This is a genomic window from Nitrosomonas sp. Nm34 (assembly GCF_900113925.1).
Lineage (GTDB): Bacteria > Pseudomonadota > Gammaproteobacteria > Burkholderiales > Nitrosomonadaceae > Nitrosomonas.
Window position 1 is genome coordinate 46537 of record NZ_FORD01000014.1, and the last position, 25410, is coordinate 71946.

Consider the following 25410-nt stretch of genomic DNA (forward strand, 5'->3'; position numbering starts at 1 on the left):
TCAAATCAATTCTAGCTTCTTTTGATTAACTGACTCTGCCTCAGGCATGATCGTGGTGCTTTCTAAAAAACATTTAGATCAGCTAATAATTAATGACCTTGCTACCTGCGGGGTTACCTTCCGATATAATGGCAAATTTTCTGTTTTTGCTAATTTAATAATTTAATTTTCATGGAACTTGCAAAAAGTTTTGATCCGAAAGTCATAGAAGCTCATTGGTATTCTATATGGGAGTCATCAGGTTATTTCAAGCCATCAAATAAGGAGGAGGATGCTGCTTACTGCATCATGTTGCCACCTCCCAATGTAACGGGCACCCTGCATATGGGACACGCGTTTCAGCACACTCTGATGGATGCATTGATTCGATATCATCGTATGCTGGGTGATAACACGCTATGGCAGCCTGGAACAGATCATGCCGGCATTGCCACACAAATAGTCGTCGAGCGTCAATTAGACCAAGAAAATATTAATCGGCGAGAACTTGGACGTGAGGCGTTCCTCAAGCGTGTTTGGCAATGGAAAGAGGAATCAGGTTCAACTATTACGCGGCAGATGCGGCGGATGGGTACTTCTTGCGATTGGTCGCGGGAGCGTTTTACCATGGACGAGATGCTTTCCCAAGCAGTGACTGAGGTATTTGTACGGTTATATCGAGAAGGATTGATTTATCGTGGCAAGCGTCTGGTTAACTGGGATCCTGTGCTGCAAACAGCCGTGTCTGATTTGGAAGTCATTTCGACCGAAGAAATAGGTTCACTTTGGCATATTCTTTATCCATTCGAAGAGGATAGCAGTACTGGATTGCAGGGAAGTGGCTTAATTGTTGCGACCACACGGCCAGAAACGATGCTAGGAGACATGGCGGTGGCTGTTCATCCAGAGGATGAACGCTACCGTCATCTGGTTGGGCGGCATCTCCGATTACCTCTATCTGAGCGCACGATTCCTATTATTGCGGATGAATATGTCGATCCGACTTTTGGTACGGGTTGTGTGAAAATTACGCCCGCGCATGATTTTAATGATTATCAAGTCGGCTTACGTCATAAGCTGGTTCCACTTAATATTTTTACTTTCAACGGAAAAATCAATGATGTTGCGCCAGTCGAATATCAAGGGTTGGACCGTTTTGAGGCACGGAAAAAGATTATTAGCGATCTGGAAGCGCAGGAATTGTTGGTCGAAACGCGACCACACAAGCTGATGGTGCCACGAGGAGATCGTACGCAAACTATTATTGAGCCGATGTTAACTGATCAGTGGTATGTGGCGATGGAAGGGATGGCTAAACGTGGTTTGGAAGTAGTAGCCAATGGTGAGGTCAGATTTACACCGGAGAATTGGACGCATGTTTATAACCAATGGTTGGAAAATATACAGGATTGGTGTATTTCACGCCAATTGTGGTGGGGCCACCGGATTCCTGCCTGGTATGATGAGGATGGCAATGTAACGGTTGCGCATAATCTTGAGGAAGCGCAGCGGTTATCAGGTAAGGAAAATCTCAGGCAAGATGAAGATGTGCTTGATACCTGGTTTTCTTCCGCATTATGGCCATTTTCAACACTTGGGTGGCCACAGGACATAGCCGAGCTCAAGACCTTTTTACCCACCTCAGTGCTGGTAACTGGGTTTGACATTATTTTCTTCTGGGTTGCGCGCATGATCATGATGTCACTGCATTTCACTGGGAAGGTGCCATTTCGTGAGGTTTACGTGACTGGATTAATCCGCGATTCGGAAGGCCAGAAAATGAGTAAATCCAAGGGAAACGTATTGGATCCACTTGATCTGATCGATGGTATTTTACTGCCCGAGTTGATCAAAAAGCGCACTACAGGCTTAATGAATCCTAAACAGGCTGAATCAATCGAGAGAAATACATGTAAGCAATTCCCACAGGGAATAGCTGCATTTGGTGCTGATGCCCTGCGTTTTACTTTTGCCAGTTTGGCTTCACATGGACGAGATATTAAATTTGATCTGCAGCGATGCGAAGGCTATCGGAATTTTTGTAATAAACTATGGAATGCTACTCGCTTTGTCCTCATGAATTGTGAAGAGAAAGATGTCGGTTTGGATGAAACGCTGCCTTTGGCATTTTCTCACGCCGATAAATGGATTATTGGTCGATTGCAACTAGCCGAGCAGGGCGTGAGGCAAGGATTTAGTGATTATCGCTTTGATATTGCCGCGCGCGAGCTCTATGAGTTTATCTGGGATGAGTATTGCGACTGGTATGTAGAGCTTGCTAAGGTTCAGTTAAGCTCAGGGGAAGATATTGAACAGCGTACTACACGTCGTGTGCTGGTGCGCGTGCTTGAAGCTGCGCTCCGTCTGGCACATCCTGTGATTCCCTTTATTACGGAAGAATTGTGGCAAAAAATTGCACCTCTGGCTGGTAAGAAAGGTAAGAGCATCATGTGTCAATCTTATCCACTAGCCGACTTCACGCGTATTGACCAAGAAGCTGGTAGTCGCATTGCACTACTCAAAGAGATTGTAAATGCATGTCGAGCATTACGTGGAGAAATGAAATTATCACCAGCAGAGAGAATGCCCTTGCTAATTGAAGGTAGTCAATCCAGCTTGGCCGGGTTTTCTAATTATTTAGTAGCACTGGCTAAGTTATCTGATATGGAAATTATGCCAAGTGGTTTGCCTGATGCAAACGCGCCTGTTGCTGTTGTCGGTGAATTCCGATTGATGCTCAAAATTAAAATAGATGCATCAGCAGAGCGTGCGCGACTTCAAAAGGAAATTCTTCGTTTGGAAGGCGAGATCAATAAGGCAACAACAAAGCTGCATAATCCGGCTTTTGTGCAACGTGCACCAGAAAAAGTGGTTACACAGGAGAAAGAGCGTTTGGCAAGCTTTAAGGCAATGTTGACCAAATTGGCAGAGCAATTGCAAAAATTAAGTTAATTTTTAAGTATGTATTTTTTTAGAAAACATTGCCTGGTGTCTTGGTGTTATTGATAGTGATGCTATAGTAGGCCGAGGCAAACACTTCGTTGTTCGCTGATAGTCCTAATCTCAATATTTGCTTGCTGATACTTGAATTATTTTCGATATCGTAGGGATGATGTAATAGACCATAAGATATTTTTGCCGCCGGCGAAGTTTTTTATTGGTGCCAAACGAGGGAAAGGATAGATAGAAATGCAAAGACTGTGTGATCGACGTAAATAGGGATGTACCGGCGCTTGTAGTTCGATACATGGTTCAGTGTCTTTGGAAGGAACAAAATTCGCTGGGTACAGGAATATTGACAATAATTCATCTGGGTTTACAGAGGAAGTATTACAGCAGAAGGGAGATAGGTTCATTTTCTGTTTCAATAATCTGCTAGGGTGCTGACTGGTCTAATTAATATTAGTTTATCTCTCTTTGAGTAACCGACATTCCGCACCCTTTTCATAACTCACTGATAATTCTTCATTAATTTTTCCGAAAAAAATAGGTGCGAAAAAATATCTCAAGAAAATTCAGATAATTGCGAATGGGGGTGCGGAATGTCGGGAGTAACTAAATTGCATTGATATCGCTCTTTTAGTAAGAGTATTAGGGGTAGCTATAGAATTCCCAGTTCTTTGTATTTTTAACATAAGAGGAGCACTTGCTTATATCTAATTTTTCTTTATGATGATGTTAGATAAGGTTTGAAAAAGCTATTATGGCAACAGTTAAATAAGGTCTTTTTTTTTGGTAAAAAAATGCTATTTTTAAACTAAAAGAATAATAAATAAAAAAATCACCACATTCAAAGCAGGGGAATTTTTCTATAAAAATCATGATTTTCCCTTGTTAGCACAAATTTGACATGCTAGAATTCCAGCCAGCATTATTGGGTGATTTGGTAAGATTAAAAACTATCAGAGATCAATAAAAGTTTTAGCATGAAGTAATCTGGCAGTCAGGTAGTTTTGTGTAGCCATTTGAGTCAAATGGTCGTGTTTTTTTAATAAGTAAATTAGTCTTAAATTAGTAATTTATGTGGGGGGAATATATGAGCAGTAAATCAGTAATGGCCCTGCTGGGGTCTGCAACACTTGCTTTATACTCAAGTATGGCGTTTTCGCTAGATGAGACTAGTAAGTATTTTCATCCGCAGCCAAACTCTATAATTGCACAAGAAACCTATGATCAGCATATTTTTGCGCTATGGATTTGTTTGGCAATTTTTATTGTTGTTTTTGGTGTGATGTTTTACTCGATTCTGAAACACCGTAAATCAGTTGGATATAAGGCTGCCAATTTTCATCATAGTACTGTTGTAGAGATTATCTGGACGACTATTCCGCTTCTGATTCTTATTGGTATGGCATTTCCGGCCACTAAAACTGTCGTTGCCATGAAAGATACGTCCGAGCCTGATATCACTATTAAAGCCACAGGGTATCAGTGGATGTGGGGTTACGATTACCTTCAGGGAGAAGGTGAGGGCATCAGCTTCTTCAGTAAACTGTCCACGCCAACTGCTCAATTGGAAGGCAAAGAAGCCAAGGGGGAAAATTATTTGCTGGAGGTGGATAATAATCTGGTTGTGCCTGTAGGCAAGAAGATTCGGGTAATCACAACGGCTAATGATGTTCTTCACGCATGGTGGGTGCCTGCTTTCGGAGTCAAGCAAGATGCAATTCCAGGATTTATTCGTGATGTGTGGTTTACGGCAGATAGACCGGGTATTTACCGTGGCCAGTGTGCTGAGCTTTGTGGCAAAGATCATGGCTATATGCCGATCGTGGTTGAAGTGCTGGAGGCAGACAAGTACGCGCAATGGGCTGCGGATAAGAAAAAAGCATCGGCAGCAGTCGTTAACACGGCGGCAGTTGGGAATTAATATTTCAATCGCATGAGATGTAATTTCAGTAAATAAAGAAGTAAGTACTAAGGAGAATAATCATGGCAGTAGTTCAAGATGTTCATGGTCATCACGACCATCATCCCAGTGGCATAATGCGCTGGGTAATGACAACCAATCATAAAGACATTGGCACGCTGTATCTGTGGTTCAGTTTTGCTATGTTTTTGGTTGGCGGTTTCCTGGCAATGGGAATTCGTGCAGAATTGTTCATGCCGGGTATACAAATATTAGAGCCGGAACTTTTTAATTCGTTTACCACACTGCATGGTTTAATCATGGTGTTTGGGGCGATTATGCCCGCATTCGTGGGATTAGCTAACTGGCAAGTACCTATGATGATAGGTGCGCCTGATATGGCGTTTGCGCGGATGAATAACTGGAGCTTCTGGCTGTTGCCGGTAGCCGGTATGTTATTAATATCCTCGTTCTTTGTGCCCGGTGGTGCTGCTGCAGGGGGCTGGACATTCTACCCGCCGCTTTCTGCACAAGGTGGCTTAGGGGTCGATATGATGATTTTTGCTATTCATATTCTGGGGGCTTCCTCAATTATGGGCGCAATTAATATTATTACTACCATCCTAAACATGCGCGCACCCGGTATGACGTTAATGAAAATGCCGATGTTCGTGTGGACATGGTTGATTACTGCTTATCTGCTGGTGCTGGTAATGCCAGTTTTGGCCGGTACAGTAACCATGTTGCTGACAGACCGCCATTTTGGTACGTCATTCTTTAATGCGGCAGGTGGAGGTGATCCTGTTCTGTTCCAGCACATTTTCTGGTTCTTTGGACATCCTGAAGTTTATATCATGATTCTGCCCGCTTTCGGTATTGTGTCCGAAATCGTTCCAACATTTTCCCGTAAACCGTTATTTGGTTATGCATCAATGGTATATGCGACCGCATCAATTGCAATTTTATCTTGCATAGTATGGGCACATCATATGTTTACGGCTGGTATGCCAACGGTCGGTCAGTTGTTCTTCATGTATGCTACTATGCTGATTGCTGTACCTACCGGCGTGAAAGTCTTTAACTGGACTGCGACAATGTGGCGCGGGTCGTTGACTTTTGAAACACCAATGCTGTTTGCAATTGGGTTTATCTTCCTGTTTGTGATTGGTGGTTTCAGCGGCGTGATTTGTGCAATTGTGCCAATTGATATCCAAGTACAAGATACTTACTATGTCATTGCGCATTTCCACTATGTGCTAGTATCGGGCGCGCTGTTCGCTATATTCGGTGGAGTATATTACTGGTTGCCGAAGTGGTGCGGACGTATGTACGATGTTAAATTGGCTAACATGCATTTCTGGCTATCTATGATCTTCTTTAATGTGGCATTCTTCGTACAGCACTTCTTGGGATTGGCCGGTATGCCTCGCCGAATTCCAGACTACTCGCTACAGTTTGCTGATTTCAATATGATCTCCAGTATTGGTGCATTCGGATTTGGACTGTCGCAAATACTCTTCCTTTATATTGTGATCAAATGCATTCGTAGCGGTGAAAAAGCGGCTGATAAACCATGGGAAGGTGCAAATACATTGGAATGGACACTGCCTTCACCTGCACCATATCACAGCTTTGAAACCCCGCCAGTAATTAAATAAAGCGAAGCGTATATGTCGCAAGATGACGATAGAGATCTCAAGCGTAAAAAACTGAGGACTGCTTTTTTACTGCTTATCCTGATGGGTGTAATCTATTTTGTAACGGTGATGATAAAACAATGACACAGAGCGTAACTAACATCAATGTAACCATGTTGAAGAAACTGTTGATTTTTTCGGCGATCATGTTTGGTTTTGGTTATGCGCTTGTTCCGATGTATGAAAAATTTTGTGAAGTCACCGGAATAAATAATTTGTTACAACCGAATGCGGTGGATAAAAATATTAAAGTAGATATGTCGCGCACAATTGCAATAGAATTAGATGCAAACGTACGCGGCATGCCTTGGCAATTTAAACCGCTACAATCAAGCGTAAAAATACATCCTGGAGAATCAATAGAGGTGATGTATGAAATTAGAAATATGTCTGATCAAGAATTTACTGGTCAGGCAATACCCAGTTATAGCCCACGCTTCTTGGAGAAGTATCTTAAGAAATTTGAATGCTTTTGCTTTACTAAGCAGGTGCTTAAGCCGGGCGAGGTTAGGCAAATGCCAGTGAAGTTTGTCATTGATCCTGAAATACCTGTTGATGTCAATACAGTTACTATTTCCTATACTTTTTTTGCATTACAACCAGGTAAGTAGAAGATGTTTAGTAAACAACCTTGCAGGTTAACTAACAGTGAATTGCATGAATGAATAATACAGAACATCAAACTGGAAAAGCATCAACGCTACAAGTAGCAAAGGCTGTGTTTTGGTCATTTCTAGGTATACGTAAGAAAGATGATCTCGATCGGGATGCAAAAATGATAAAACCGCATCAGGTAGTAATTGGCGGGATTATTGGCGGAGTAATCTTTGTATTGAGTATATTGACGTTGGTCAAAGTAGTAACGAGTTAATTCATTAGAAAATAAATCAGGAGGGTTGGTAATGAGTCAAGGAACTGGACACTACTATGTGCCGGCACCATCTAAATGGCCAATTGTAGGATCATCTGCGCTGTTCTTTTTAGGGTTTGGTGCAGCAATGACAATGAATAAAATACCGGCAGGCTATTACATGCTGGGTATAGGTTTTGCTATTCTTATTTATATGCTGTTTGGCTGGTTTGGCGAGGTGGCGCGAGAAAGTGAAGCTGGCAAATATGGAAAAGTGGAAGATAAATCATTCCGCTGGGGAATGAGCTGGTTTATTTTCTCAGAGGTAATGTTCTTTTCAGCCTTTTTTGGTGCGCTCTATTATATGAGAGTACTTACCATTCCAGAATTAGCTGATGCAGAACATAATTTATTGTGGCCTAGTTTTACTGGGGGATGGCCAACTGCAGGACCTGGTATTACTGAGAAATTTACCCCTATGGGTGCTTGGGGTTTACCGGCCTTTAACACTTTTTTATTACTTTCTTCTGGTGTGACGGTGACACTTGCTCACTGGGCACTCAAGGAGAATCGACGTCCAGCGCTTAAAATGTGGCTACTTGCAACTGTTGCACTAGGCTTTACTTTCCTTGCTTGTCAGATTTATGAATATAGCCATGCATATTCCGATCTCAATCTTAAACTGACTAGCGGTGCGTATGGCTCAACATTCTATATGCTGACTGGTTTCCATGGTTTCCATGTGACCTTAGGCGCCATTATGCTGACTGTCATCTATTTTAGATGCGCTGCTGGACACTTTAAACCTGAACATCATTTTGGGTTTGAAGGTGTGGCTTGGTATTGGCACTTTGTTGATGTGGTCTGGCTTGGATTGTTCATATTTGTTTACTTGCTATAAGCAAAATTTGAGCCAGAGCTAGTTATATTCCAGACTCTTGCTTCCTTTAGTTAAGGATGTCAAGAGATCTGGGAACAAAGTTTATTCAGGTAGATTGAAATACAGGCAATTTGCATGCGGCCATTTGGGGTATGAGCGATAAATAAAAAATATGAATTATCAGTTCAAACCACGATGGTGGGTTGTTTTATTGACCGCAATTTTCATATTAATCTTTACGCGGCTGGGTTTTTGGCAGCTTTCGAGAGCAAATGAGAAAGAGTTACGGCACGAAAGGATTGAGCAATATACGCGGGAAGCGGTGGTAGCATTACCTTCAACACCGATTAAATTAGAAGATTTTCAATATCGACAAGTTGAAGTAAAGGGTAGGTTTATTGAGGATCATGCCATCTATCTCGACAATAAAATCTATCAGGGAGTAGCAGGTTACGAAATTCTTGCACCTCTTAAAATTGCGAATAGCTCTCTGCATGTGTTAGTCAATCGCGGCTGGATAGCCTCAAGCAACGATCGTACACAACTTCCTGTTATTTTTTATCCGCAGGAAGAAGTAAAAGTGACTGGTATAGTGACTTCGCCAACAATAAGAACGATGCAGCTCTCAGAAGAGAAAGCAGCGGGTAAGCTTTGGATAAATTTAGATTTTGATCTTTATCAAAAGACAACAGGGCTTGCACTACAACCCATTTTATTGTTGCAGCAGGATAATCAAATTGATGATGGATTGATACGCCAGTGGATACGGCCTGATTCAGGTGCCTCAAAGAATATCGGATACGCAGTTCAATGGTTTCTGTTAGCTGTGACAACATGCATTATATTTTTAGTATTAAATGTCAAACGAAATAGCTCGAAAAAATAGAATTAAATTCCTTCTGTTGATGTTAGCGATGCTGTCTCCGGTCATTGCATCGTATTTCTTTCACGTACTAGAAATACGTCCAGAAGGTACGGTCAATTACGGTGAATTGCTGGAAATAAAACCACTAAAAGGTCAGGCACTTAATATCGAGAATAACACTATTTTTCGTCCACGAAATATGCACGGAAAATGGTCATTGGTTACTATCGATTCTGGACAATGTAGTGAGTATTGTCAAAAAAAGCTTTATCAAATGAGGCAAGTTCGTCTCGTTCAGAATACAGAAAAAGATCGGGTGGAAAGAATCTGGTTAATTGATGATCATAATGTCCCTGATCAAGATATTAAGAATGAATACGAGGGTACGGTACTTCTAAGTGCAAAAGATAGTGATTTGTTGAATGAATTTCCTGCTGTACTGTCGCAGCACGACCATATTTATGTGGTGGATCCAATGGGAAATTTAATGATGAGATTTCCAAAGGATGCTGATCCTACGAAAATTTCGAAAGATATAAAACATCTATTGAAGCTTTCTCATCTCGAACATTGAGTTGTTATCCATGTGTTTTAGTGTGTGGCAATGCCATAAGTGTATGTAATAAGTAAATTAAAGAATAGACAAATATGATATTGTTTAGGAGGTGTATGTAATGAGTGCTAGTTTAGTGTGGCGACAAACAACATCAAGAATAAATCAATTTTACCGGCTTACAAAACCTCGGGTAGTCTCATTAATAGTTTTTACTGCAGTAATAGGTATGTTTTTAGCTGTTCCTGGCGCGGTACCAATCGATATTCTATTTTTTGGTACGCTCGGTATAGCTTTAGTCGCTGGGGCTGCTGCTGCATTAAATTGCCTGGTAGAACAAAAATTTGATGCTGTGATGGCGCGGACTCGTGGACGTCCTCTTCCACAGGGCAAAGTCAGTGTTCCAGAAACATTATTTTTCTTGGGATTGATAGGTGGTTCAGGATTATTCATACTTCATCAATGGGTAAATCCTTTAACTATGTGGCTTACTCTAGGAACATTTGTCGGCTACGCAATTATTTACACCGTAATACTTAAACCACTCACTCCTCAAAATATTGTGATAGGTGGAGCATCTGGCGCAATGCCACCTGTCCTGGGTTGGGCCGCGGTAACTGGTCAAATTTCTCCTGATGCGCTATTGTTGTTTTTAATCATTTTTGCTTGGACACCGCCCCATTTTTGGGCGTTAGCGTTATACAGAAAGCATGAATATGCTCAGATCGGCATGCCTATGCTTCCTGTGACGCATGGTGATAACTTTACTCGCCTCCATGTTTTGCTATATACGCTCATACTTTGTGTGGTCACGATACTTCCCTATATTTCTCAAATGAGCGGGTTGATTTATTTGGTAGGGGCATTAGTATTGGATGCAATTTTTCTGTACTACGCCATCCAGATTTATCGCAGATATAGTGATCAGCTTGCACGTACTACATTCAAATATTCGATTATTTATCTAGCTCTGTTATTTGTCGTTTTACTTGTGGATCATTATTATCATTTCTAAATTAGAATTGATATATCGTTTTTAACGAAAAGTAAAACCCCTGTTCTCAGGACGGGGGTTTTTTGTTTTTATTATATTCAAGGAAATAATTTACCAGGATTAAGAATATCGTTGGGATCAAATAGCTGTTTGATCCTTTTCATTAAAGTCAAGGTTGTAGGATCAATTTCCTTGTGGACATAAGCACGTTTCTCTCTGCCAATACCATGTTCACCAGACAGTGTTCCATTCAGACTGATGACTAAATCAAAAATTTCATTCAAACATTTTTCGGCTCGGTGGTTTTCTTCTGTATCGTCAGGATTAATGAGTAAGTTAACGTGAATATTGCCATTACCAGCGTGACCAAAATTTACATTAGCAATGCGATACTGGGTCGCAAGTTGGGTTAATTCATCTAAAAACTGAGGTAGTGTATTAACAGGTACAACTACATCTTCATTAATTTTCTTTGGTGCAATATCACGCAATAGGGGTGATAAAGCTTTTCTAGCTTTCCACAAATTTTCAGAATTAATAACTTGTTCAGCTTGCAACAGGCCAGAATTGTGGCAAGCATATAAGATGTTGTGAATGGTTTCAGAAATTTCAGTTTGCGATCCATCGACTTCGATCATGAGCATTGCTTGGCAATTGGATGGCAGTAAATCAGGAAAACGTGCCCGGATAAGGTTTAACGAGCCTGCATCCAGAAATTCAAGCGCACTGGGCCCTCTGGGTATCCCCATAATCGCCACTATGGCAGCTGCACAACTGATAGCATCACAATAATAGGCAACCAGACCTCCTTGTTTCTCGGGTAAAGGAGTGAGCTTAAGAGTCGCTTCTGTAATAACAGCTAAGGTTCCTTCAGAGCCGATGAGTAGTCTCGTTAGATCATACCCAACGACTCCCTTGGTTGTATAACAGCCTGTCTTAATCACTTCACCGGCACCTGTTACTCCTTTTAGTCCCAAAACGTGATCACGAGTTGTACCATATTTCACAGCATGAGGGCCACCCGCACTAGTCGCAAGGTTTCCACCGATGGTTGAAAAAGCTGCACTAGAAGGATCAGGAGGCCAGAAAAAACCATATGGTTTAACTGCAGTTTGTATTTCTTGATTCAATACGCCAGGTTCTGCGACAACAACTCGATTTGCTGGATCAACATGGATAATTCGTACCATTCGTTCTAAGGATAGCGCAATCCCACCTTTCTCTGGGAGGCTACCTCCTGCTGTGCCTGTCCCTCGCCCACGAGGTGTCAGAGGAATTTTATTTGCATTACAAAGCAATACGATAGCCACTACCTCTTCAGTGGTAAGCGGAAAAACCACGGCTTCTGGTGGGAAAATTTTTCTACTATTATCGTAGGCGTATGTATAACATTCTACGGGATCGGTATAAATTCGATCGGCAGGAAGTAGCTCAGACAGCTGATTGATAAATTCTAATGGCAACATCTACATCAATAGTTGATGATTAGCAGTTTTAATTTAAATATTCGAATACCTTAACGACCTTCCTTGCCCCTGCAGTAGTACTGGCAATTTGTGCGGCATTTTCTGCTTCTTCGCGCGTAACAAGCCCAAGCAAATAAACAACGCTATTTTCAGTGACTACTTTCACGTAATTAATTCGAAATTTTCTTTCATTTAGAAAACGTCCGATAACCTTAGAGGTGATCAAAGTATCGTTAGTGCGCGCAGATAAGGCACTTTTTTCGGCTATGGAAATTTCATTATAAACGTTCCGAACATTATCCACTCCCTTAGCGATTTTTTCTGCTTCACTTTTTATGGATTCATTGGGTGCTTCTCCGGTCAAGAGTACATTGCGATTAAAGCTGGTGACATTAATACGAACATCGTAACCGAGCTGCTCAACGATTCTTCTGTTCGTTTTAAGCTCGATTGTTTGATCATCTATAAATGTACCACTACTTCTACGGTCTTCACTCATAAGAGCGCCTGTTCCTGCGCCTGCACCCACGCCAGTAACGACAAGGGGTACACAGCCGTTCAAGATCGATAAGAGTAACATCAGTAGGAAAGGATAATATTTTATATTATTCATTAGCTTCGCTTTAAGTATGAGTAAAATTATGCCTGGTATTGCAGTAAAATAACATTCAATCAGAAATTTTACTGACCCATAAAATAACATAAATCTAAACCCGATAATTGATTACTACCTACCAACAATACGCTTCCTTAAATATGCTTCCTTATTTTATATAAAGCATACTCATAAAAAATAGATTTGACGCTAAAAGTGGTTAAATATCTATAAACAATTTATAAAGCAGCACTACAGTTCTCGATAAAAGCTTAAATATGATCCGGTTTGAATTGATGTAATTAATACTGATTGATATCTTCTCTCTACTAAAAGCATCTTACTAAAAATATTTATAGGAATATGAAATGACGTTATCTTCATCTACTGCAAAAGAGAAAGCTAAAATTCTTGCAGAAGCACTTCCTTATATACAACGGTTCCATAATAAAACCATCGTTATTAAATACGGTGGTAATGCAATGGTTGAAGAGGATCTCAAGCAAGGCTTTGCACGTGATGTGGTATTACTAAAACTAGTTGGAATGAATCCCGTTATTGTTCACGGTGGCGGGCCTCAGATCGACCAGATGCTAAAGCGTGTTGGAAAAGAAGGTGTTTTTATTCAAGGAATGAGGGTAACCGATGCAGAAACCATGGATGTCGTCGAAATGGTACTAGGTGGATTGGTCAATAAAGAAATTGTCAATCTTATTAACCGCCATGGTGGCCGTGCAGTAGGTTTGACTGGTAAGGATGGTGCTTTTATCCGAGCAAAAAAAATGCTGATTCAAGACAAAGAGAAAGTAGGAGAATGGATCAATATCGGCCAAGTAGGTGAAATTGAACGAATCGATCCTTCTCTCATCGCATTACTTGATACACGTGATTTTATTCCTGTGATAGCCCCGATTGGTGTCGGTGAGGATGGTCAATCCTACAACATCAATGCAGATTTAGTGGCAGGCAAGCTTGCTGAAATTCTGAAGGCTGAAAAACTGATACTCCTCACTAACACATCCGGTGTGCTGGATAAAAATGGCAATCTACTTACTGGGCTGACTGCTAACAAGGTCGATGAGTTATTTGCAGATGGGACCATTTCAGGGGGAATGTTGCCCAAAATCGGTTCGGCACTTGATGCAGTAAAAAACGGTGTTAAATCCTGCCATATTATTGATGGGCGCGTAGTGCATGCTCTCTTGCTGGAAATATTAACCGATGAAGGAGTCGGTACACTAATCATGGAAAATTAAATTACCTTAATCTCTTCGGGCACAATTCCCCGCTTCCGTGAGAGCATTATTTCATTTCTAAATCAAATCTGGCCTTGTCGGCTTCACCTTGCCGTATTATTGATATTATCTGCGGCTCGCCTTCGCGTCATTTTTGATGTGGGAAAGGAATTAGAAATAGCCCAGTAGGTGTCCTGTAGGAAAAAATGACGTAATATTCTTTTACTTGCAGCGGAGGTAGCCGTTTTTAGTTTGTCACAATTTTATTTGTGGTGACTCCGCTGATAACGACCAATCAATTCTGTCTGCACAATAATATGACCGTGCATGGCTTTTTCCAGCTCCGATTTAGTAGGATGCTTCAAATCAGGCAGCACAGTATCGAGGGCATAAAGTTTATGAAAATAGCGATGAATACCTATGGGCGGACAGGGCCCGCCATAACCTGTACGTTTCCAATCGTTAATTCCCTGTAAGGTTCCTGCTGGCAGTTCATTCACCGCGACATTTTCGGGTAAACCGTTAGCCTGCGGAGGAATGTTGTAAAGCACCCAATGCACCCAAGTCATTTTAGGCGCAGCAGGATCAGGCGCATCTGGATCATCAACGATCAGCACGAGACTTTTGGTGTGATCAGGTACGCCTGACCATGAAAGGGCAGCAGAAATATCTTGACCATCACAGGTGTATTTGCTCGGAATCATGTCATTAGGCAAAAAGGAAGGAGATATCAGTGAGAGTGTCATAATATTTTCATTGTTAATTTGAGACGTGCTCGTTCCTGCACGACTAGTTTGAAAAAGGATGAAAAAAAGCATGATTGTGAAGAAAGTTATTACTACCAGACGGAAAAAATAAATACAACCGATGCTTGCTGGATTATTTTCACGAAAATATTTCATGTTCTTGCCTCCTTCTGCAAATTATCAATTAACGACTATCAATAACTGGCTCAATGAGAAAACTGACATCGTACTTTTATAACGCATATATGAGTAAAGAAAAAGAGTTTGTTGATTTAAAGGAGTCACATTCAAATGCTGATCGGGTACCGGGTGTTAATAATTTTTTCAGTCTGCGTCTGCCTGATTGAGTGCAAAAACAAGTAAAAGTTATGCGATAAAGCTAGAAATAAAACTCGATGACTTGGACCCTAATGAAATCTACAAATAATTTATTGCTGCTGTTTTTTATGATATTCCTATTCTAGGATACGCTATGATCAAACTGAACAGCTCCAGAATAGAATGGAATAGTGAATCTGGCTATTTTTATTTGTGATGGCTGACGATCAGTGCGGCAATCTCTATACCCAAACCAAGGCTCAGAAGGATCACTCCAACCCATGCATTTTCCGGTGCCAAGAAAATCAGTACACCCCCTAAAATAAATAGCGAAATTGATAAAATGCGTTTGGTACGAGGGATTCTGATCATATTAATTCTCCTCATCAGGCTGAAAGATTTTGACTATGTTTATAGCTTATTCGAGTGCTTGAAAAAAGCTCTATCTAGATCAATATAGAGTCGATTCTATACTAATTAGTGCCCGCGCCGCTCGCGGCGGGGCGGGAAATGAGATTTGGTATTCATCGAAATATTTCTTTTTATCTGGGTTGAAAATATAGTGACTATTCTTATATTAGGATCAGTACACATTATTTCCTTAAGTGATAATTAGTGAGCATATCAAGGCATTTTCTGGAATTTGTAGACATGAGCAAAAAATTGTGTAAATGGAAAATATCAGAGTGCAACTAAAAATTTTTCGCAAGAGGAGATAGGTAGGTACGCTACATGAAGATACTTTGTAGCAACCCGATTTAAGTGACTTTTTGTGATATGGAGATTATCAAATGGCTATTATGCGTTATGAACCGTGGGGGTTATTGACTCAACTTCAGAAAGAACTGGAGCAGATGCGAGGTGATGTATCAAGAGAAAGTTCCTCTGCTACGGCGGAGTGGGTTCCCTCAGTGGATATCAAGGAAGAAACTGATAAGTTTGTGCTGCTCGCTGATCTGCCCGGGGTTAAGCCCGAAGAGATAGATGTCAGTATGGAGAATGGAGTATTGACGATTAAAGGTGAGAAAAGAACCGAAGCCAAGACTGAAAAAGAAGGTTACAAGCGTGTTGAGAGAACGTATGGCTCTTTTTATCGACGCTTTAGTCTGCCAGATACAGCAAACTCGGATGCTATTTCTGCTGTTTCTAAACATGGTGTGCTGGAGATTGTTATTCCCAAACGGGAATCAGTGCAACCCAAGAAAATTAATGTAGCATCAAATGAGTAATAGGATGGAGCCTTCGGGCTCCATTCTTTTTAGAATATTTTGAATAAAAGTCCCTCTATATAAAAAATTATTTTGCTGTGTCCTGTAATTCATGAAAGAATTACAGGTTTGCTAATTTTCTAGTTTTTCTCATGCCTCTCGTAATACTTGAGAATGCCAGTCTGGCATTCGGTCACCATGCATTATTGAATCATGTTAATTTGCAACTTGATTCAGGGGAGCGTATCGGTTTAATTGGCCGTAATGGTAGTGGTAAATCAAGTCTCCTGCGTATAATAGCAGGTGAGATTAAGTTGGATGATGGCAAGCTCTGGTATGCACCAGAATTGAAATTGGTCTATGTGCCACAGGAGCCGCAATTTGAAGGTGGCAGTACCGTATTTCAGGAAGTCTCTAAAGGGCTTGGAAATCTAAGCCAAGTATTGCTCGAATATCATGAGATTTCTCATACTTTGAGTGAAAACGGAAAAAATACCCAAGCATTGCTCGAGCGCTTGCAGGATTTACAAAGCATACTCGAGGTGCAGGATGGTTGGCGTATTCAAACGAGAATAGATACTGTGATTAGTCAGCTCGGGTTGCTGCCAGATGCACAGATAGAAAATCTTTCAGGTGGTGTAAGAAAACGAGTGGCGCTTGCACGTGCCTTGGTAGTTATGCCAGAGGTACTATTGTTAGATGAACCGACCAATCACCTTGATTTTTCATCTATTGAATGGCTAGAAGGTTTACTCAAGGATTTTCCCGGTAGTGTCATTTTCATCACACATGATCGACGTTTTCTAGATAATATTGCTACACGGATTATTGAGCTTGATCGCGGGCATCTGGAGAATTTTCCTGGAAGTTTTGCGGTTTACCAACAGAAGAAAGCTGAGCTTCTTCAAGTCGAAGCAGTGCATCATCAGAAATTTGATAAAGTGCTGGCACAAGAAGAAATCTGGATACGCAAAGGAGTTCAGGCGAGATGTACACGCAATGAAGGTAGGGTAAGGCGATTGGAAGCATTACGACTGGAACGTGCAGCCCGACGTGATCGTGTCGGATCGGTTAATTTTAATATCGAGCTAGGGGAGCGTTCTGGGCAGCTGGTCGCAGAGCTGGAGCATGTCTCCAAAAGCTACGGTGATAAAATTATTATTAAAGATTTCTCCTGTCGGATCATGCGGGGTGATAGGGTGGGATTGTTGGGGCCGAATGGCGCCGGAAAATCAACTTTATTGAAGCTTATATTGGGTGAGCTGAAACCCGATTCGGGAAGCATACGTACAGGAACAAAGCTGACGGCGGCCTATTTCGACCAAATGCGTGAGCAGTTAAATGCGGATTTAACGTTAGTAGAATCCATCAACCAAGGATCTGATTTCATAGAGATTAATGGTGAGCGTAAGCATGTTATTAGTTATCTGGAAGATTTTTTATTTGCCCCGCAGCGTGCTCGCTCAAAAGTTAAATCATTGTCAGGTGGTGAGCGTAATCGGCTACTGCTGGCCCGTTTATTTACGAGGCCAGCCAATGTGTTAGTATTGGACGAACCAACCAATGATCTCGATATCGAAACGCTTGAGTTACTGGAAACGCTGCTACAAAGTTATGCCGGTACACTGTTTCTGGTCAGTCATGATCGCGCATTTCTCGACAATGTAGTGACCCAGGTAATTGCCTTTGAAGGAAATGGTATCTTGAGGGAATACGTGGGAGGCTACGAAGAATGGGTTCAGAGTAAGCATTCTGTGGAGGTGGCACTTCAGCAAAGAATGGCTACCCCTAAATCTTCTCCTGCTTTCCAAGACAAAAAAGCTAAATCTACATCTGCTTCACGTATTAAATTGAGCTATCAAGAGGCGCGTGAGCTGGTAGCTTTGCCTGAAAAAATTGATTTACTGGAAAAGGAGCAATCCTCTATTACGACACGATTGAGTGATTCTGCAATTTATCGAAATTCCCCTGAAGATGCCAAGGCTTTGCAAATACGATTTTCTGCAATAGAGCAAGAGCTGACTAAGTGCTTTGCACGCTGGGAAGAATTGGAATCCAAGCAATCAACAGCATGAAATTGGAGGAGGTTATTTGGAAAAAAAACATACATAATTTCCCTATCCACAACAGGGAGATCACTATTATATTCATTGACTTAACATGACTCATCGTTTAAAGTCTACATTTTTGAGAGGAGAACACGCAAAGTGAAAAAGTCAGCAGCTGTTAAATTATTACTTGCTACTGGCATGTCTCTGGCATTTTCTGGTGTAGTACAGGCAACCGGTAATGCTGAAGCAGCCAAAGCCAAAATTTCCATGTGTATAGGTTGCCATGGAATAGAGGGTTATCGCACATCTTATCCTGTTGTTTATCATGTTCCAAAGTTGGGTGGACAACATGAGGCCTACTTAGCTAAAGTACTTAAGGAGTATAAATCAGGAGAACGTAAGCATCCTCAGATGAGTGGAATTGCAGCTACCCTTTCCGATCAAGATATTGAAGATTTGGCTGCGTATTATGCGAGTAAATAATTTTTCCCTTTAAGCAAGGATCAGAACATGAATAATTTTGTTGTAGCCGCAGTGAGCGGTGTGGTATTACTCTTTTCCGGGTACGGTATTGCCGCTGATATCGAAGCTGGCAAGAAAAAAGCTGCAGAGGTATGTGCGTCCTGTCATGGAGCCGATGGCAACAGTCCTGCTCCAAATTTCCCTAAAATTGGTGGTCAACCCAGAACTTATCTTGCGAAAGCCTTAAAAGACTATAAAACTGGTGAGCGTAAAGATCCTATCATGGCTGGAATGGCTGCGCCGTTGAGTGAAGAAGATATTGAAAATCTGGCTTTTTATTATTCCAGTCAATCTGGCTTGTATGTGAAGAAATAATTTGTTCTGTGGGTAGGCAGGTAAGTCATAGCTTCTGCTTATTCAGCAAGAAATATAATAAAAAAACGGAGTGTATGATTTTATACATTCCGTTTTTTATTGATCTCTTTCATTTCTAAATCAAAACTGACTTGGTCAGTTTTACTCTGCCGTATTATTGATACTGCCTGTGGCTCGCCTTAGCGCCATTTTTCATTCAGAAATGGAGTTACTTAGCCTATCCATTTATCCAGACAATCGAAGTAAATCTGAGCATCTGGTGGCGTTTGATCGCGCTGCGCCTGCCAAAGCATTTCAGCAAGACATTCAATGATCAGATGAGTTGCATCGTGCTCATTCCCGGTTTTCTTTAGCAAAAGTTCAAATTTCTTGCGAATCCCAATGGGTTGATCAATAGAAAGCTGCTCTTTAATAGCAACATGCATACTCATATGAAGAAAAGGATTGGTTTCCCCCATCTCTGGAAAATAGTTTTTATCGCGATAACGCTCGCTATCATCAAGCATATCGTGATATTCAGGATGCAACAAGATGACTTCTAGTGCAATCGTTTCTATACCAGATAAGACTTCTTTCTGGCGAAATTTACGCCATGTTTCAAAGAATAGCTGACGGACTTGTTCTCTCGTGGGATTAAACATCTAGGAATTCATTGCAACAACAGGGTTATTGTCTAGGTTTTTATGTTCGTACTCACACAAATCATTGATAAGGCAGCAGCTACATGCGGGTTTTCTTGCCATGCACACATACCGACCATGGAGAATCAGCCAGTGATGTGCATCATGGCGAAATTCAATGGGTACGCGTTTCATGAGTTTATCCTCAACCACACGCACATTCTTGCCAGGAGCAATTCCCGTTCGATTGGCAACACGGAAAATATGGGTGTCAACTGCAATGGTGGGTTCTCCAAAAGCAGTATTTAAAATAACATTGGCAGTCTTGCGTCCCACGCCCGGTAGCTTCTCAAGCTCAACTCGCGTTCTCGGTACTTGACTATGATGATGTTGGATGAGTAATTGACACGTTGCGAGGATATTTTTTGCTTTTGTTCTATATAAGCCAATGCTTTTAATCAAACTGATTAATCTAGCTTCACTCAGTGCTATCATTTTCTCGGGAGTGTTAGCCAATGAAAAAAGTTTTCTTGTTGCCAGATTGACGCTCTTATCCGTGGCCTGTGCCGACAGGATGACCGCGATAAGTAGCTCGAATGGTGTAGTGTATTCAAGCTCGGTAGTAGGGTGAGGATTGGCCGCTTTAAAGCGCGTGAAAATTTCGTGGCGTTTGGCGGCATTCATGGTTTGGGATGGTTATTTTTGATCAATTGTCTCTGCCCGATGTGCAAGTGCGCGTGCTAATGCGGCTTGAATGGCAGCCTTTTTCAGAGTGGCATTTTCTGGTGAGGATTGAGATTCTTTTGCTGCCAATGATTTTTGTGCAAATTTCTCAGTTTGTATTTGTTTGTCACGTTTAAGTCTTTGTAATCTAAATTGATGGCGTTGCCGTGCCCGATCAGCAGCTTGCTGCTTCATTTCCTGAGCCTGGTTTTCAGGATAGGGGATAATGGGAATCATACTAATACAATCTACCGGGCAAGGAGCCACGCACCGCTCACAGCCGGTACATTCTTCTGTGATCACCGTATGGACCTGTTTGGCGGCACCTACAATCGCATCGACAGGACAAGCTTGTATACAGAATGTGCAGCCAATACATTGTTCTTCGTTGATAAAAGCTGCCGATTTAGGTTTGGGTACACCGTGTGCTGTATTGAGAGGTTTGAAAGCTACACCCATTAAGGCAGCAAGCTTTCGGATACCTTCTACCTCTCCAGGTGGGCATTGATTGATATCAGCATGGCCTTCTGCAATAGCCGTAGCATAAGGTAGACAACCTGAAAAGCCGCATTGACCACATTGTGTTTGTGGCAGAACGGCATCGATTTGTTCTATTAATTTGCGTTTATCAGTCATCATGGCAGGAGGTGCAAATGGCTTCAACAGATTGTCGTATCAAATCAGGACCATGATAAATCAAACCGGTATAAATTTGGATCAGATTCGCTCCTGCTTCTATTTTTTCTTTTGCATCTTCAGCAGATAGGATGCCGCCGACACCAATAATGGGTAGGGTTCCTTGTAGCAAGGCAGATAACTTTCTGATCACTTGGGTGCTGAGTGATTTGAGGGGGGCGCCGCTTAAACCACCTGTTTCATTGGAAAACGGTAAATGTGCTAGATTCTGACGTGAAATTGTGGTGTTAGTAGCAATCACGCCATCAATTTGGTATTTTATCAATAGCTGAGCAATCGACTCCAGCTGTGATGATTCCAGATCGGGCGCGATCTTGATGACTAACGGAGTATATTTTCCCTGTTGATCGCTAAGTTTTGTTTGCTCTCTTTTCAAGAGATGTAATAAGCGCTCAAGCTCGGCAGAATTTTGTAATTGTCTCAAATTGCGGGTATTGGGTGAAGAAATATTGATAGTTACATAGCTGGCATAACGATAAACTTTTTGTAAACAAATCAAATAATCTTCTACTGCCTTATCTACAGGTGTATCAAAATTCTTGCCAATATTTACGCCCAGTATGCCCTGGAAATTGGAACATTTGATATTCTCGATCAAGCGATCAATACCGTCGTTATTAAAACCCATGCGATTGATAATGGCCTGTGCTTGAGGGAGGCGGAACAAGCGCGGCCGTGGATTGCCCGGCTGAGGACGAGGCGTGACCGTGCCTACTTCGATAGAGCCAAATCCCTGCTTTGCAAGCGCATCAATGTAAGCGCCATTTTTGTCTAACCCGGCTGCAAGGCCGACAGGATTGGGAAAATCTAAACCCATTATCCTGCGTGGCTTACAGGCAAATGAGTGAGCTCGCAGCAATCCCAGGTTTTGCGCGCACTGTAATGCGGTGAGAGAAACGGTGTGCGCTGTTTCGGGATCAAGCGTAAATAGCAGTGGGCGAAAAAAGTGATAGCGCATTGAAACTTATTTTACCCTTTAAATGGATTGGATTAAACAGAACAATTTAAACGAATTTTTGGGGAGAATTGCTGAAGGCTTGCCATTGTCCGTCGAATAATCTTTGTAAAGGCTGGAAATTAGTTTTATAACTCATTTTTCGGGTTTCACCAATCCAATAACCCAGATAAAGAAATGGCAGATTCTTTATGCGGCATTGTGCTATCTGCCACAAAATATTAAAAGTACCAAAACTTGCATTGAGAATATCGGGATCGAAAAAAGTATACACTGAAGATAAGCCATCTGGTAATTGATCAATGATGCTGATCATGCGTAATTGATTATTTTCATGGAAAGTAACCAGCTTGGAATCGACGTTGCTTTGCAGCAGAAAATTGCAATATTGATCACGGCTATCATAATCCATGCCACCGGAAGTATGACGTTTGACTTGATAGCGGCGATAGAGACGGTAATGATCAGGATGGTAATGCAATTTATGTTGGGTGGCGATCAAATGCTGATGTCGCTTCCAAGCTCTGCGTTGCGCCCGGTTAGATGAAAACTGATCAACAATGATACGTACCGGAACGCAAGCCTCACACTGCTCACAACTTGGGCGGTAAACAAAATTACCACTGCGGCGGAAACCAATTTTGATCAGTTGCGCATAGGCTGCTGTATCGATCAAGTCATCGGATAGCGCAATTTGTGAACGGGCAAGCTTGCCAGGCAAATAGCTACATGGATAAAGCTCAGTGGTGTGAAATTTCATAACTGGCAAGATCGTATCATTCTGGATAGGCATAATCAAAGTGCCATTTCCCAATTCTTTCTGGAGTGGTGAGTAGATTATTTAATATTTGAACAAATTTAATGCGAGGAATTTCTCGGGCGCCTAATGAAGCAAGGTGTCTCGTTTTCATCTGACAGTCAATCATGCCAAAGTTCCAATGTTCCAGCTGTTTTACCAAGTATACAAAGGCAATTTTGGAAGCGTCAGTCACATAGGAGAACATCGATTCACCAAAGAATATTTTTCCTAGAGCAATCCCATACAACCCTCCTGCCAACTTCCCTTCGATCCAGGTTTCCACTGAGTGCGCCACACCCATTTGATGCAGCTCAGTATAAGCTGAGATCATTTCCGGGTGTATCCATGTTCCTTCATTTTCCATGCGTGGAGCTGCACAGGCTTGCATCACCTGGGTAAACGCGCTATCGCATCGAATTTCGTAATGATGCTTCTTCATGGTTTTATGAAGTGAACGGGAAATTTTAAGCTCATCGGGAAATAATACCATGCGCGGATTTGGGCTCCACCACAGAACGGGCTCTCCTTGATTGAACCATGGGAAGATGCCGCAACGATAGGCGGTCAGCAGGCGCTGCGGTGATAAGTCGCCGCCAGCGGCAAGCAAACCATTGGGGTCATCAAGCGCCATTTCTAGCGGTGGAAAATATGCTGGATTAGGAGTTAGCCAATGGATCATAAGTCTATTCTGTGATGAAATATAGATACCTTGATTTAAATCAAGGCATATAACGTAATTTTTTCTTATTATAAATTTATCGATCCATAGATTGAATAAATAACAAATAACAATAATGGAAAGGAGAACGAATGAAGCAATTCCGTCACAAAGCTAGAGTCGTTAGTATAGCTGTTAGTTCATTCATTATGGCGCTAGCAACGGGCTCCCCCCAGGTGTTCGCTCACGGTGGCACATCAACTGAAGCCATGGAGCAGCAGATCAAGATATTGGAAAATCAGTTAAAGGCGATCCGGGATGAGCTCAATCAAGTGAAAAGCAAAGCAGCACAAGATGAACAGGAGATTAGGAGAGTAAAAGAAGAGGTTGTCCAGCAAGATCGGGAGATCAAGAAAGTCACAGGGTATGAAAGCAAACACTCTCATATGCTCTTTTTCCGTGGCGGCTTCGCGCATAACTTACAGAATCGTAATGGCGTAACCCTGCAGAGCAATGTTGCACCAGTCGGCGCACAGGATGCAGGAGGTAATGATGGCTGGTATGTCGGAGCAGGTTTTGATTTCAATTTAACAAAAGATGTATGGGGGTTCATGCCCAAGACAGACGTCTTTGCTGAATTGATGTTTGAATACAAGCGATTCGGCAATTCACAAGGTAATGCGCTGGCTAATATTCCTACTCAATTGGCCGGCGGAACATTGAATCCACGGGATGTAACAGTATCTCAATTTACCTTATCAGCTGCACCAAAAATTAAATTCTTGGAGGGGTATAGATTCAGGCCCTGGATTATCCCAGTCGGCTTCTCTCTTCATGTTATCAGCCCCCCATCTGAATCCATTACGGTTTTGGCGCCGGGCATGACATTTGGTGCGGGTTTTGATTACCGAATTTGGAAGGATTTCTTTATCGGGGCAGATGCACGTTATCATGAGACATTTGGCAAGACTGATGGCGTTAACGTCAGTGGCATGACTGCCGGGGGTTACCTTGGAATCGGTTTTTAACGATATGACAAGGGAGATAGGTAAGGGGAGATGGACGATTTTTTAGCTGTAGAGAATGATAATCTCCTAAGTAGTACTAGTCGTTCGTAGTTATGTTTAAACAAAATAGATATGATTTCTCTTCTTGTTTCTAACAAGATCAGTGTAATAAGTAGATGATTTTGTGACGAAGCCTTTACACCCCGCTACTAGCTGGTGGGGTGTCTTTTTTTATATTCTAGTTTCTTGGAAAAACCCATATAAAAGCCTAAACACAGTGATGTGAAGTTCGTTTTTATTTCTTCTACATCATCGGCATATTCAGCGGTAAAAACCGGGAGTTTAAGCTTCTGTTCGGAATGGTTTTTTGCGTAGCCAATGCCGAAAGTAAAAATATTCGCAAAATCATTTCCACTGATATCGATTCGGTACCATAAAAAAGATCCTTGCAGTTTCTAAAGCAAGCTGGCAGCAAAGACAGTTTTACCAAAGCCAGGTACTTCATTACCCATATTATCTTATTTCATTTCTCAATCAAAAATGACGCGAAGGCGAGCCGCAGACAGCATCAATATAGCATAACCAGATAATTTTGATTATAATGTAAAGATGGCCTATTCATTAGATTTCCGCCGTAAAGTCCTGTCTGTCCGAAAGAAAGAAGGACTTACGATAGCCGAGGTGGCGGCCCGGTTTGATATTGGCGTGGCCAGCGTAACACGCTGGGTTAAGAACATCCATCGTAAACCTCAAGGGTTTCGCCAACGCAAGATTGATCTTGAGGTATTGCGCTAGGATGTTCGCGATTATCCTGATGCTTATCAGTACG

26 protein-coding genes are annotated in these 25410 nt (G+C 41.7%); 16 read left to right on the forward strand and 10 right to left on the reverse strand.

Features of this window, described 5'->3' with window-relative positions:
- The first annotated feature begins 171 nt into the window (after window positions 1-171).
- From BM283_RS07975 to cyoE, 9 genes are all read left to right on the forward strand, one after another.
- Complete coding sequence (locus BM283_RS07975; protein WP_090691803.1) at window positions 172-2931, forward strand: valine--tRNA ligase; 2760 nt, start codon at window positions 172-174, stop codon at window positions 2929-2931.
- 1084 nt (window positions 2932-4015) lie between these two features.
- Window positions 4016-4849 carry a cytochrome c oxidase subunit II gene (gene coxB / locus BM283_RS07980; RefSeq protein ID WP_090691806.1) on the forward strand — a complete coding sequence of 278 codons (834 nt, stop codon included), beginning with the start codon at window positions 4016-4018 and terminating at the stop codon, window positions 4847-4849.
- Between the two features lie 62 nt (window positions 4850-4911).
- On the forward strand, window positions 4912-6486 hold the full coding sequence (ctaD, locus tag BM283_RS07985; RefSeq protein WP_090691808.1) for a cytochrome c oxidase subunit I: 1575 nt from the start codon (window positions 4912-4914) through the stop codon (window positions 6484-6486).
- A 119-nt stretch (window positions 6487-6605) separates the two neighbouring features.
- Window positions 6606-7136: a cytochrome c oxidase assembly protein gene (locus BM283_RS07990; RefSeq protein ID WP_090691811.1), complete on the forward strand. Its 531-nt coding sequence runs from the start codon at window positions 6606-6608 to the stop codon at window positions 7134-7136.
- A gap of 50 nt (window positions 7137-7186) precedes the next feature.
- Window positions 7187-7396, forward strand: a complete 210-nt coding sequence (locus BM283_RS07995) for a DUF2970 domain-containing protein (RefSeq protein ID WP_090691812.1) — start codon at window positions 7187-7189, stop codon at window positions 7394-7396.
- 31 nt (window positions 7397-7427) lie between these two features.
- A complete protein-coding gene (locus BM283_RS08000; protein WP_090691815.1) occupies window positions 7428-8276 on the forward strand; it encodes a cytochrome c oxidase subunit 3 in 849 nt (282 codons plus the stop codon).
- 151 nt (window positions 8277-8427) lie between these two features.
- Window positions 8428-9141: an SURF1 family protein gene (locus BM283_RS08005; protein ID WP_090691816.1), complete on the forward strand. Its 714-nt coding sequence runs from the start codon at window positions 8428-8430 to the stop codon at window positions 9139-9141.
- Window positions 9113-9694, forward strand: a complete 582-nt coding sequence (locus BM283_RS08010) for an SCO family protein (protein WP_090691819.1) — start codon at window positions 9113-9115, stop codon at window positions 9692-9694. Before BM283_RS08005 ends, BM283_RS08010 begins: the two co-directional genes overlap by 29 nt.
- 100 nt (window positions 9695-9794) lie before the next feature.
- Window positions 9795-10688 carry a heme o synthase gene (gene cyoE, locus BM283_RS08015; RefSeq protein ID WP_090691821.1) on the forward strand — a complete coding sequence of 298 codons (894 nt, stop codon included), beginning with the start codon at window positions 9795-9797 and terminating at the stop codon, window positions 10686-10688.
- 77 nt (window positions 10689-10765) lie between these two features.
- Here the strand turns inward: cyoE and BM283_RS08020 are convergent, their stop codons facing one another.
- Together BM283_RS08020 and BM283_RS08025 are read right to left on the reverse strand one after the other, a co-directional pair.
- On the reverse strand, window positions 10766-12133 hold the full coding sequence (locus tag BM283_RS08020; protein ID WP_090691823.1) for an FAD-binding oxidoreductase: 1368 nt from the start codon (window positions 12131-12133) through the stop codon (window positions 10766-10768).
- 28 nt (window positions 12134-12161) lie between these two features.
- On the reverse strand, window positions 12162-12746 hold the full coding sequence (locus tag BM283_RS08025; RefSeq protein WP_090691862.1) for a BON domain-containing protein: 585 nt from the start codon (window positions 12744-12746) through the stop codon (window positions 12162-12164).
- Between the two features lie 350 nt (window positions 12747-13096).
- Between BM283_RS08025 and argB the strand changes: the two genes are divergently transcribed.
- Window positions 13097-13984 (forward strand): acetylglutamate kinase, encoded by an 888-nt coding sequence (gene argB, locus BM283_RS08030; protein ID WP_090691826.1) that lies wholly within the window; start codon window positions 13097-13099, stop codon window positions 13982-13984.
- Window positions 13985-14226: 242 nt separating this feature from the next.
- Here argB and BM283_RS08035 read toward each other — a convergent pair whose 3' ends face one another.
- On the reverse strand, window positions 14227-14865 hold the full coding sequence (locus BM283_RS08035; RefSeq protein WP_368086414.1) for a YbhB/YbcL family Raf kinase inhibitor-like protein: 639 nt from the start codon (window positions 14863-14865) through the stop codon (window positions 14227-14229).
- A 369-nt stretch (window positions 14866-15234) separates the two neighbouring features.
- A complete protein-coding gene (locus BM283_RS18760) occupies window positions 15235-15399 on the reverse strand; it encodes a hypothetical protein (protein ID WP_175492070.1) in 165 nt (54 codons plus the stop codon).
- A gap of 419 nt (window positions 15400-15818) precedes the next feature.
- Here BM283_RS18760 and BM283_RS08040 point away from each other — a divergent pair, with 419 nt between their 5' ends.
- The 4 genes from BM283_RS08040 to BM283_RS08055 all read left to right on the forward strand — a co-directional run bounded on the left by BM283_RS08040 (window position 15819) and on the right by BM283_RS08055 (window position 19123).
- On the forward strand, window positions 15819-16256 hold the full coding sequence (locus BM283_RS08040; protein ID WP_090691828.1) for an Hsp20/alpha crystallin family protein: 438 nt from the start codon (window positions 15819-15821) through the stop codon (window positions 16254-16256).
- A gap of 131 nt (window positions 16257-16387) precedes the next feature.
- A complete protein-coding gene (locus tag BM283_RS08045) occupies window positions 16388-18310 on the forward strand; it encodes an ATP-binding cassette domain-containing protein (RefSeq protein WP_090691831.1) in 1923 nt (640 codons plus the stop codon).
- 174 nt (window positions 18311-18484) lie between these two features.
- Window positions 18485-18769 carry a c-type cytochrome gene (locus BM283_RS08050; RefSeq protein WP_090691868.1) on the forward strand — a complete coding sequence of 95 codons (285 nt, stop codon included), beginning with the start codon at window positions 18485-18487 and terminating at the stop codon, window positions 18767-18769.
- Between the two features lie 27 nt (window positions 18770-18796).
- On the forward strand, window positions 18797-19123 hold the full coding sequence (locus BM283_RS08055) for a c-type cytochrome (RefSeq protein ID WP_090691833.1): 327 nt from the start codon (window positions 18797-18799) through the stop codon (window positions 19121-19123).
- A gap of 212 nt (window positions 19124-19335) precedes the next feature.
- Here the strand turns inward: BM283_RS08055 and BM283_RS08060 are convergent, their stop codons facing one another.
- The 6 genes from BM283_RS08060 to aat are packed head-to-tail and all read right to left on the reverse strand — an operon-like array spanning window position 19336 to window position 23595.
- Window positions 19336-19764: a DUF1841 family protein gene (locus BM283_RS08060; RefSeq protein ID WP_090691836.1), complete on the reverse strand. Its 429-nt coding sequence runs from the start codon at window positions 19762-19764 to the stop codon at window positions 19336-19338.
- A complete protein-coding gene (nth, locus tag BM283_RS08065) occupies window positions 19765-20427 on the reverse strand; it encodes an endonuclease III (protein ID WP_090691838.1) in 663 nt (220 codons plus the stop codon). It lies immediately after the preceding gene.
- A gap of 12 nt (window positions 20428-20439) precedes the next feature.
- Window positions 20440-21105, reverse strand: coding sequence for an RnfABCDGE type electron transport complex subunit B (locus BM283_RS08070; protein WP_368086415.1), 666 nt, complete (start codon window positions 21103-21105; stop codon window positions 20440-20442).
- Window positions 21095-22120 (reverse strand): quinone-dependent dihydroorotate dehydrogenase, encoded by a 1026-nt coding sequence (locus tag BM283_RS08075; RefSeq protein WP_090691840.1) that lies wholly within the window; start codon window positions 22118-22120, stop codon window positions 21095-21097. The genes BM283_RS08070 and BM283_RS08075 overlap by 11 nt, the downstream gene beginning before the upstream one ends.
- Window positions 22121-22166: 46 nt before the next feature.
- The gene (locus BM283_RS08080; RefSeq protein WP_254776280.1) at window positions 22167-22910 is read right to left on the reverse strand and encodes an arginyltransferase; all 744 of its coding nucleotides are present in this window, start codon (window positions 22908-22910) and stop codon (window positions 22167-22169) included.
- Complete coding sequence (gene aat, locus BM283_RS08085; RefSeq protein ID WP_090691843.1) at window positions 22894-23595, reverse strand: leucyl/phenylalanyl-tRNA--protein transferase; 702 nt, start codon at window positions 23593-23595, stop codon at window positions 22894-22896. Before aat ends, BM283_RS08080 begins: the two co-directional genes overlap by 17 nt.
- A 131-nt stretch (window positions 23596-23726) precedes the next feature.
- Here aat and BM283_RS08090 point away from each other — a divergent pair, with 131 nt between their 5' ends.
- Complete coding sequence (locus tag BM283_RS08090) at window positions 23727-24602, forward strand: hypothetical protein (protein WP_090691844.1); 876 nt, start codon at window positions 23727-23729, stop codon at window positions 24600-24602.
- 588 nt (window positions 24603-25190) lie between these two features.
- A complete protein-coding gene (locus tag BM283_RS08100; protein WP_090691850.1) occupies window positions 25191-25376 on the forward strand; it encodes an IS630 transposase-related protein in 186 nt (61 codons plus the stop codon).
- The last annotated feature ends 34 nt before the right edge of the window (window positions 25377-25410 follow it).

Bases quoted from the DNA above. Each gene is read 5' to 3' on its own strand.
- BM283_RS07975 (WP_090691803.1), top strand. From the start codon at position 172: ATGGAACTTGCAAAAAGTTTTGATCCGAAAGTCATAGAAGCTCATTGG.
- coxB (WP_090691806.1), top strand. From the start codon at position 4,016: ATGAGCAGTAAATCAGTAATGGCCCTGCTGGGGTCTGCAACACTTGCT.
- ctaD (WP_090691808.1), top strand. From the start codon at position 4,912: ATGGCAGTAGTTCAAGATGTTCATGGTCATCACGACCATCATCCCAGT.
- BM283_RS07990 (WP_090691811.1), top strand. From the start codon at position 6,606: ATGACACAGAGCGTAACTAACATCAATGTAACCATGTTGAAGAAACTG.
- BM283_RS07995 (WP_090691812.1), top strand. From the start codon at position 7,187: ATGAATAATACAGAACATCAAACTGGAAAAGCATCAACGCTACAAGTA.
- BM283_RS08000 (WP_090691815.1), top strand. From the start codon at position 7,428: ATGAGTCAAGGAACTGGACACTACTATGTGCCGGCACCATCTAAATGG.
- BM283_RS08005 (WP_090691816.1), top strand. From the start codon at position 8,428: ATGAATTATCAGTTCAAACCACGATGGTGGGTTGTTTTATTGACCGCA.
- BM283_RS08010 (WP_090691819.1), top strand. From the start codon at position 9,113: ATGTCAAACGAAATAGCTCGAAAAAATAGAATTAAATTCCTTCTGTTG.
- cyoE (WP_090691821.1), top strand. From the start codon at position 9,795: ATGAGTGCTAGTTTAGTGTGGCGACAAACAACATCAAGAATAAATCAA.
- BM283_RS08020 (WP_090691823.1), bottom strand. From the start codon at position 12,133: ATGTTGCCATTAGAATTTATCAATCAGCTGTCTGAGCTACTTCCTGCC.
- BM283_RS08025 (WP_090691862.1), bottom strand. From the start codon at position 12,746: ATGAATAATATAAAATATTATCCTTTCCTACTGATGTTACTCTTATCG.
- argB (WP_090691826.1), top strand. From the start codon at position 13,097: ATGACGTTATCTTCATCTACTGCAAAAGAGAAAGCTAAAATTCTTGCA.
- BM283_RS08035 (WP_368086414.1), bottom strand. From the start codon at position 14,865: ATGAAATATTTTCGTGAAAATAATCCAGCAAGCATCGGTTGTATTTAT.
- BM283_RS18760 (WP_175492070.1), bottom strand. From the start codon at position 15,399: ATGATCAGAATCCCTCGTACCAAACGCATTTTATCAATTTCGCTATTT.
- BM283_RS08040 (WP_090691828.1), top strand. From the start codon at position 15,819: ATGGCTATTATGCGTTATGAACCGTGGGGGTTATTGACTCAACTTCAG.
- BM283_RS08045 (WP_090691831.1), top strand. From the start codon at position 16,388: ATGCCTCTCGTAATACTTGAGAATGCCAGTCTGGCATTCGGTCACCAT.
- BM283_RS08050 (WP_090691868.1), top strand. From the start codon at position 18,485: ATGTCTCTGGCATTTTCTGGTGTAGTACAGGCAACCGGTAATGCTGAA.
- BM283_RS08055 (WP_090691833.1), top strand. From the start codon at position 18,797: ATGAATAATTTTGTTGTAGCCGCAGTGAGCGGTGTGGTATTACTCTTT.
- BM283_RS08060 (WP_090691836.1), bottom strand. From the start codon at position 19,764: ATGTTTAATCCCACGAGAGAACAAGTCCGTCAGCTATTCTTTGAAACA.
- nth (WP_090691838.1), bottom strand. From the start codon at position 20,427: ATGAATGCCGCCAAACGCCACGAAATTTTCACGCGCTTTAAAGCGGCC.
- BM283_RS08070 (WP_368086415.1), bottom strand. From the start codon at position 21,105: ATGATGACTGATAAACGCAAATTAATAGAACAAATCGATGCCGTTCTG.
- BM283_RS08075 (WP_090691840.1), bottom strand. From the start codon at position 22,120: ATGCGCTATCACTTTTTTCGCCCACTGCTATTTACGCTTGATCCCGAA.
- BM283_RS08080 (WP_254776280.1), bottom strand. From the start codon at position 22,910: ATGCCTATCCAGAATGATACGATCTTGCCAGTTATGAAATTTCACACC.
- aat (WP_090691843.1), bottom strand. From the start codon at position 23,595: ATGATCCATTGGCTAACTCCTAATCCAGCATATTTTCCACCGCTAGAA.
- BM283_RS08090 (WP_090691844.1), top strand. From the start codon at position 23,727: ATGAAGCAATTCCGTCACAAAGCTAGAGTCGTTAGTATAGCTGTTAGT.
- BM283_RS08100 (WP_090691850.1), top strand. From the start codon at position 25,191: ATGGCCTATTCATTAGATTTCCGCCGTAAAGTCCTGTCTGTCCGAAAG.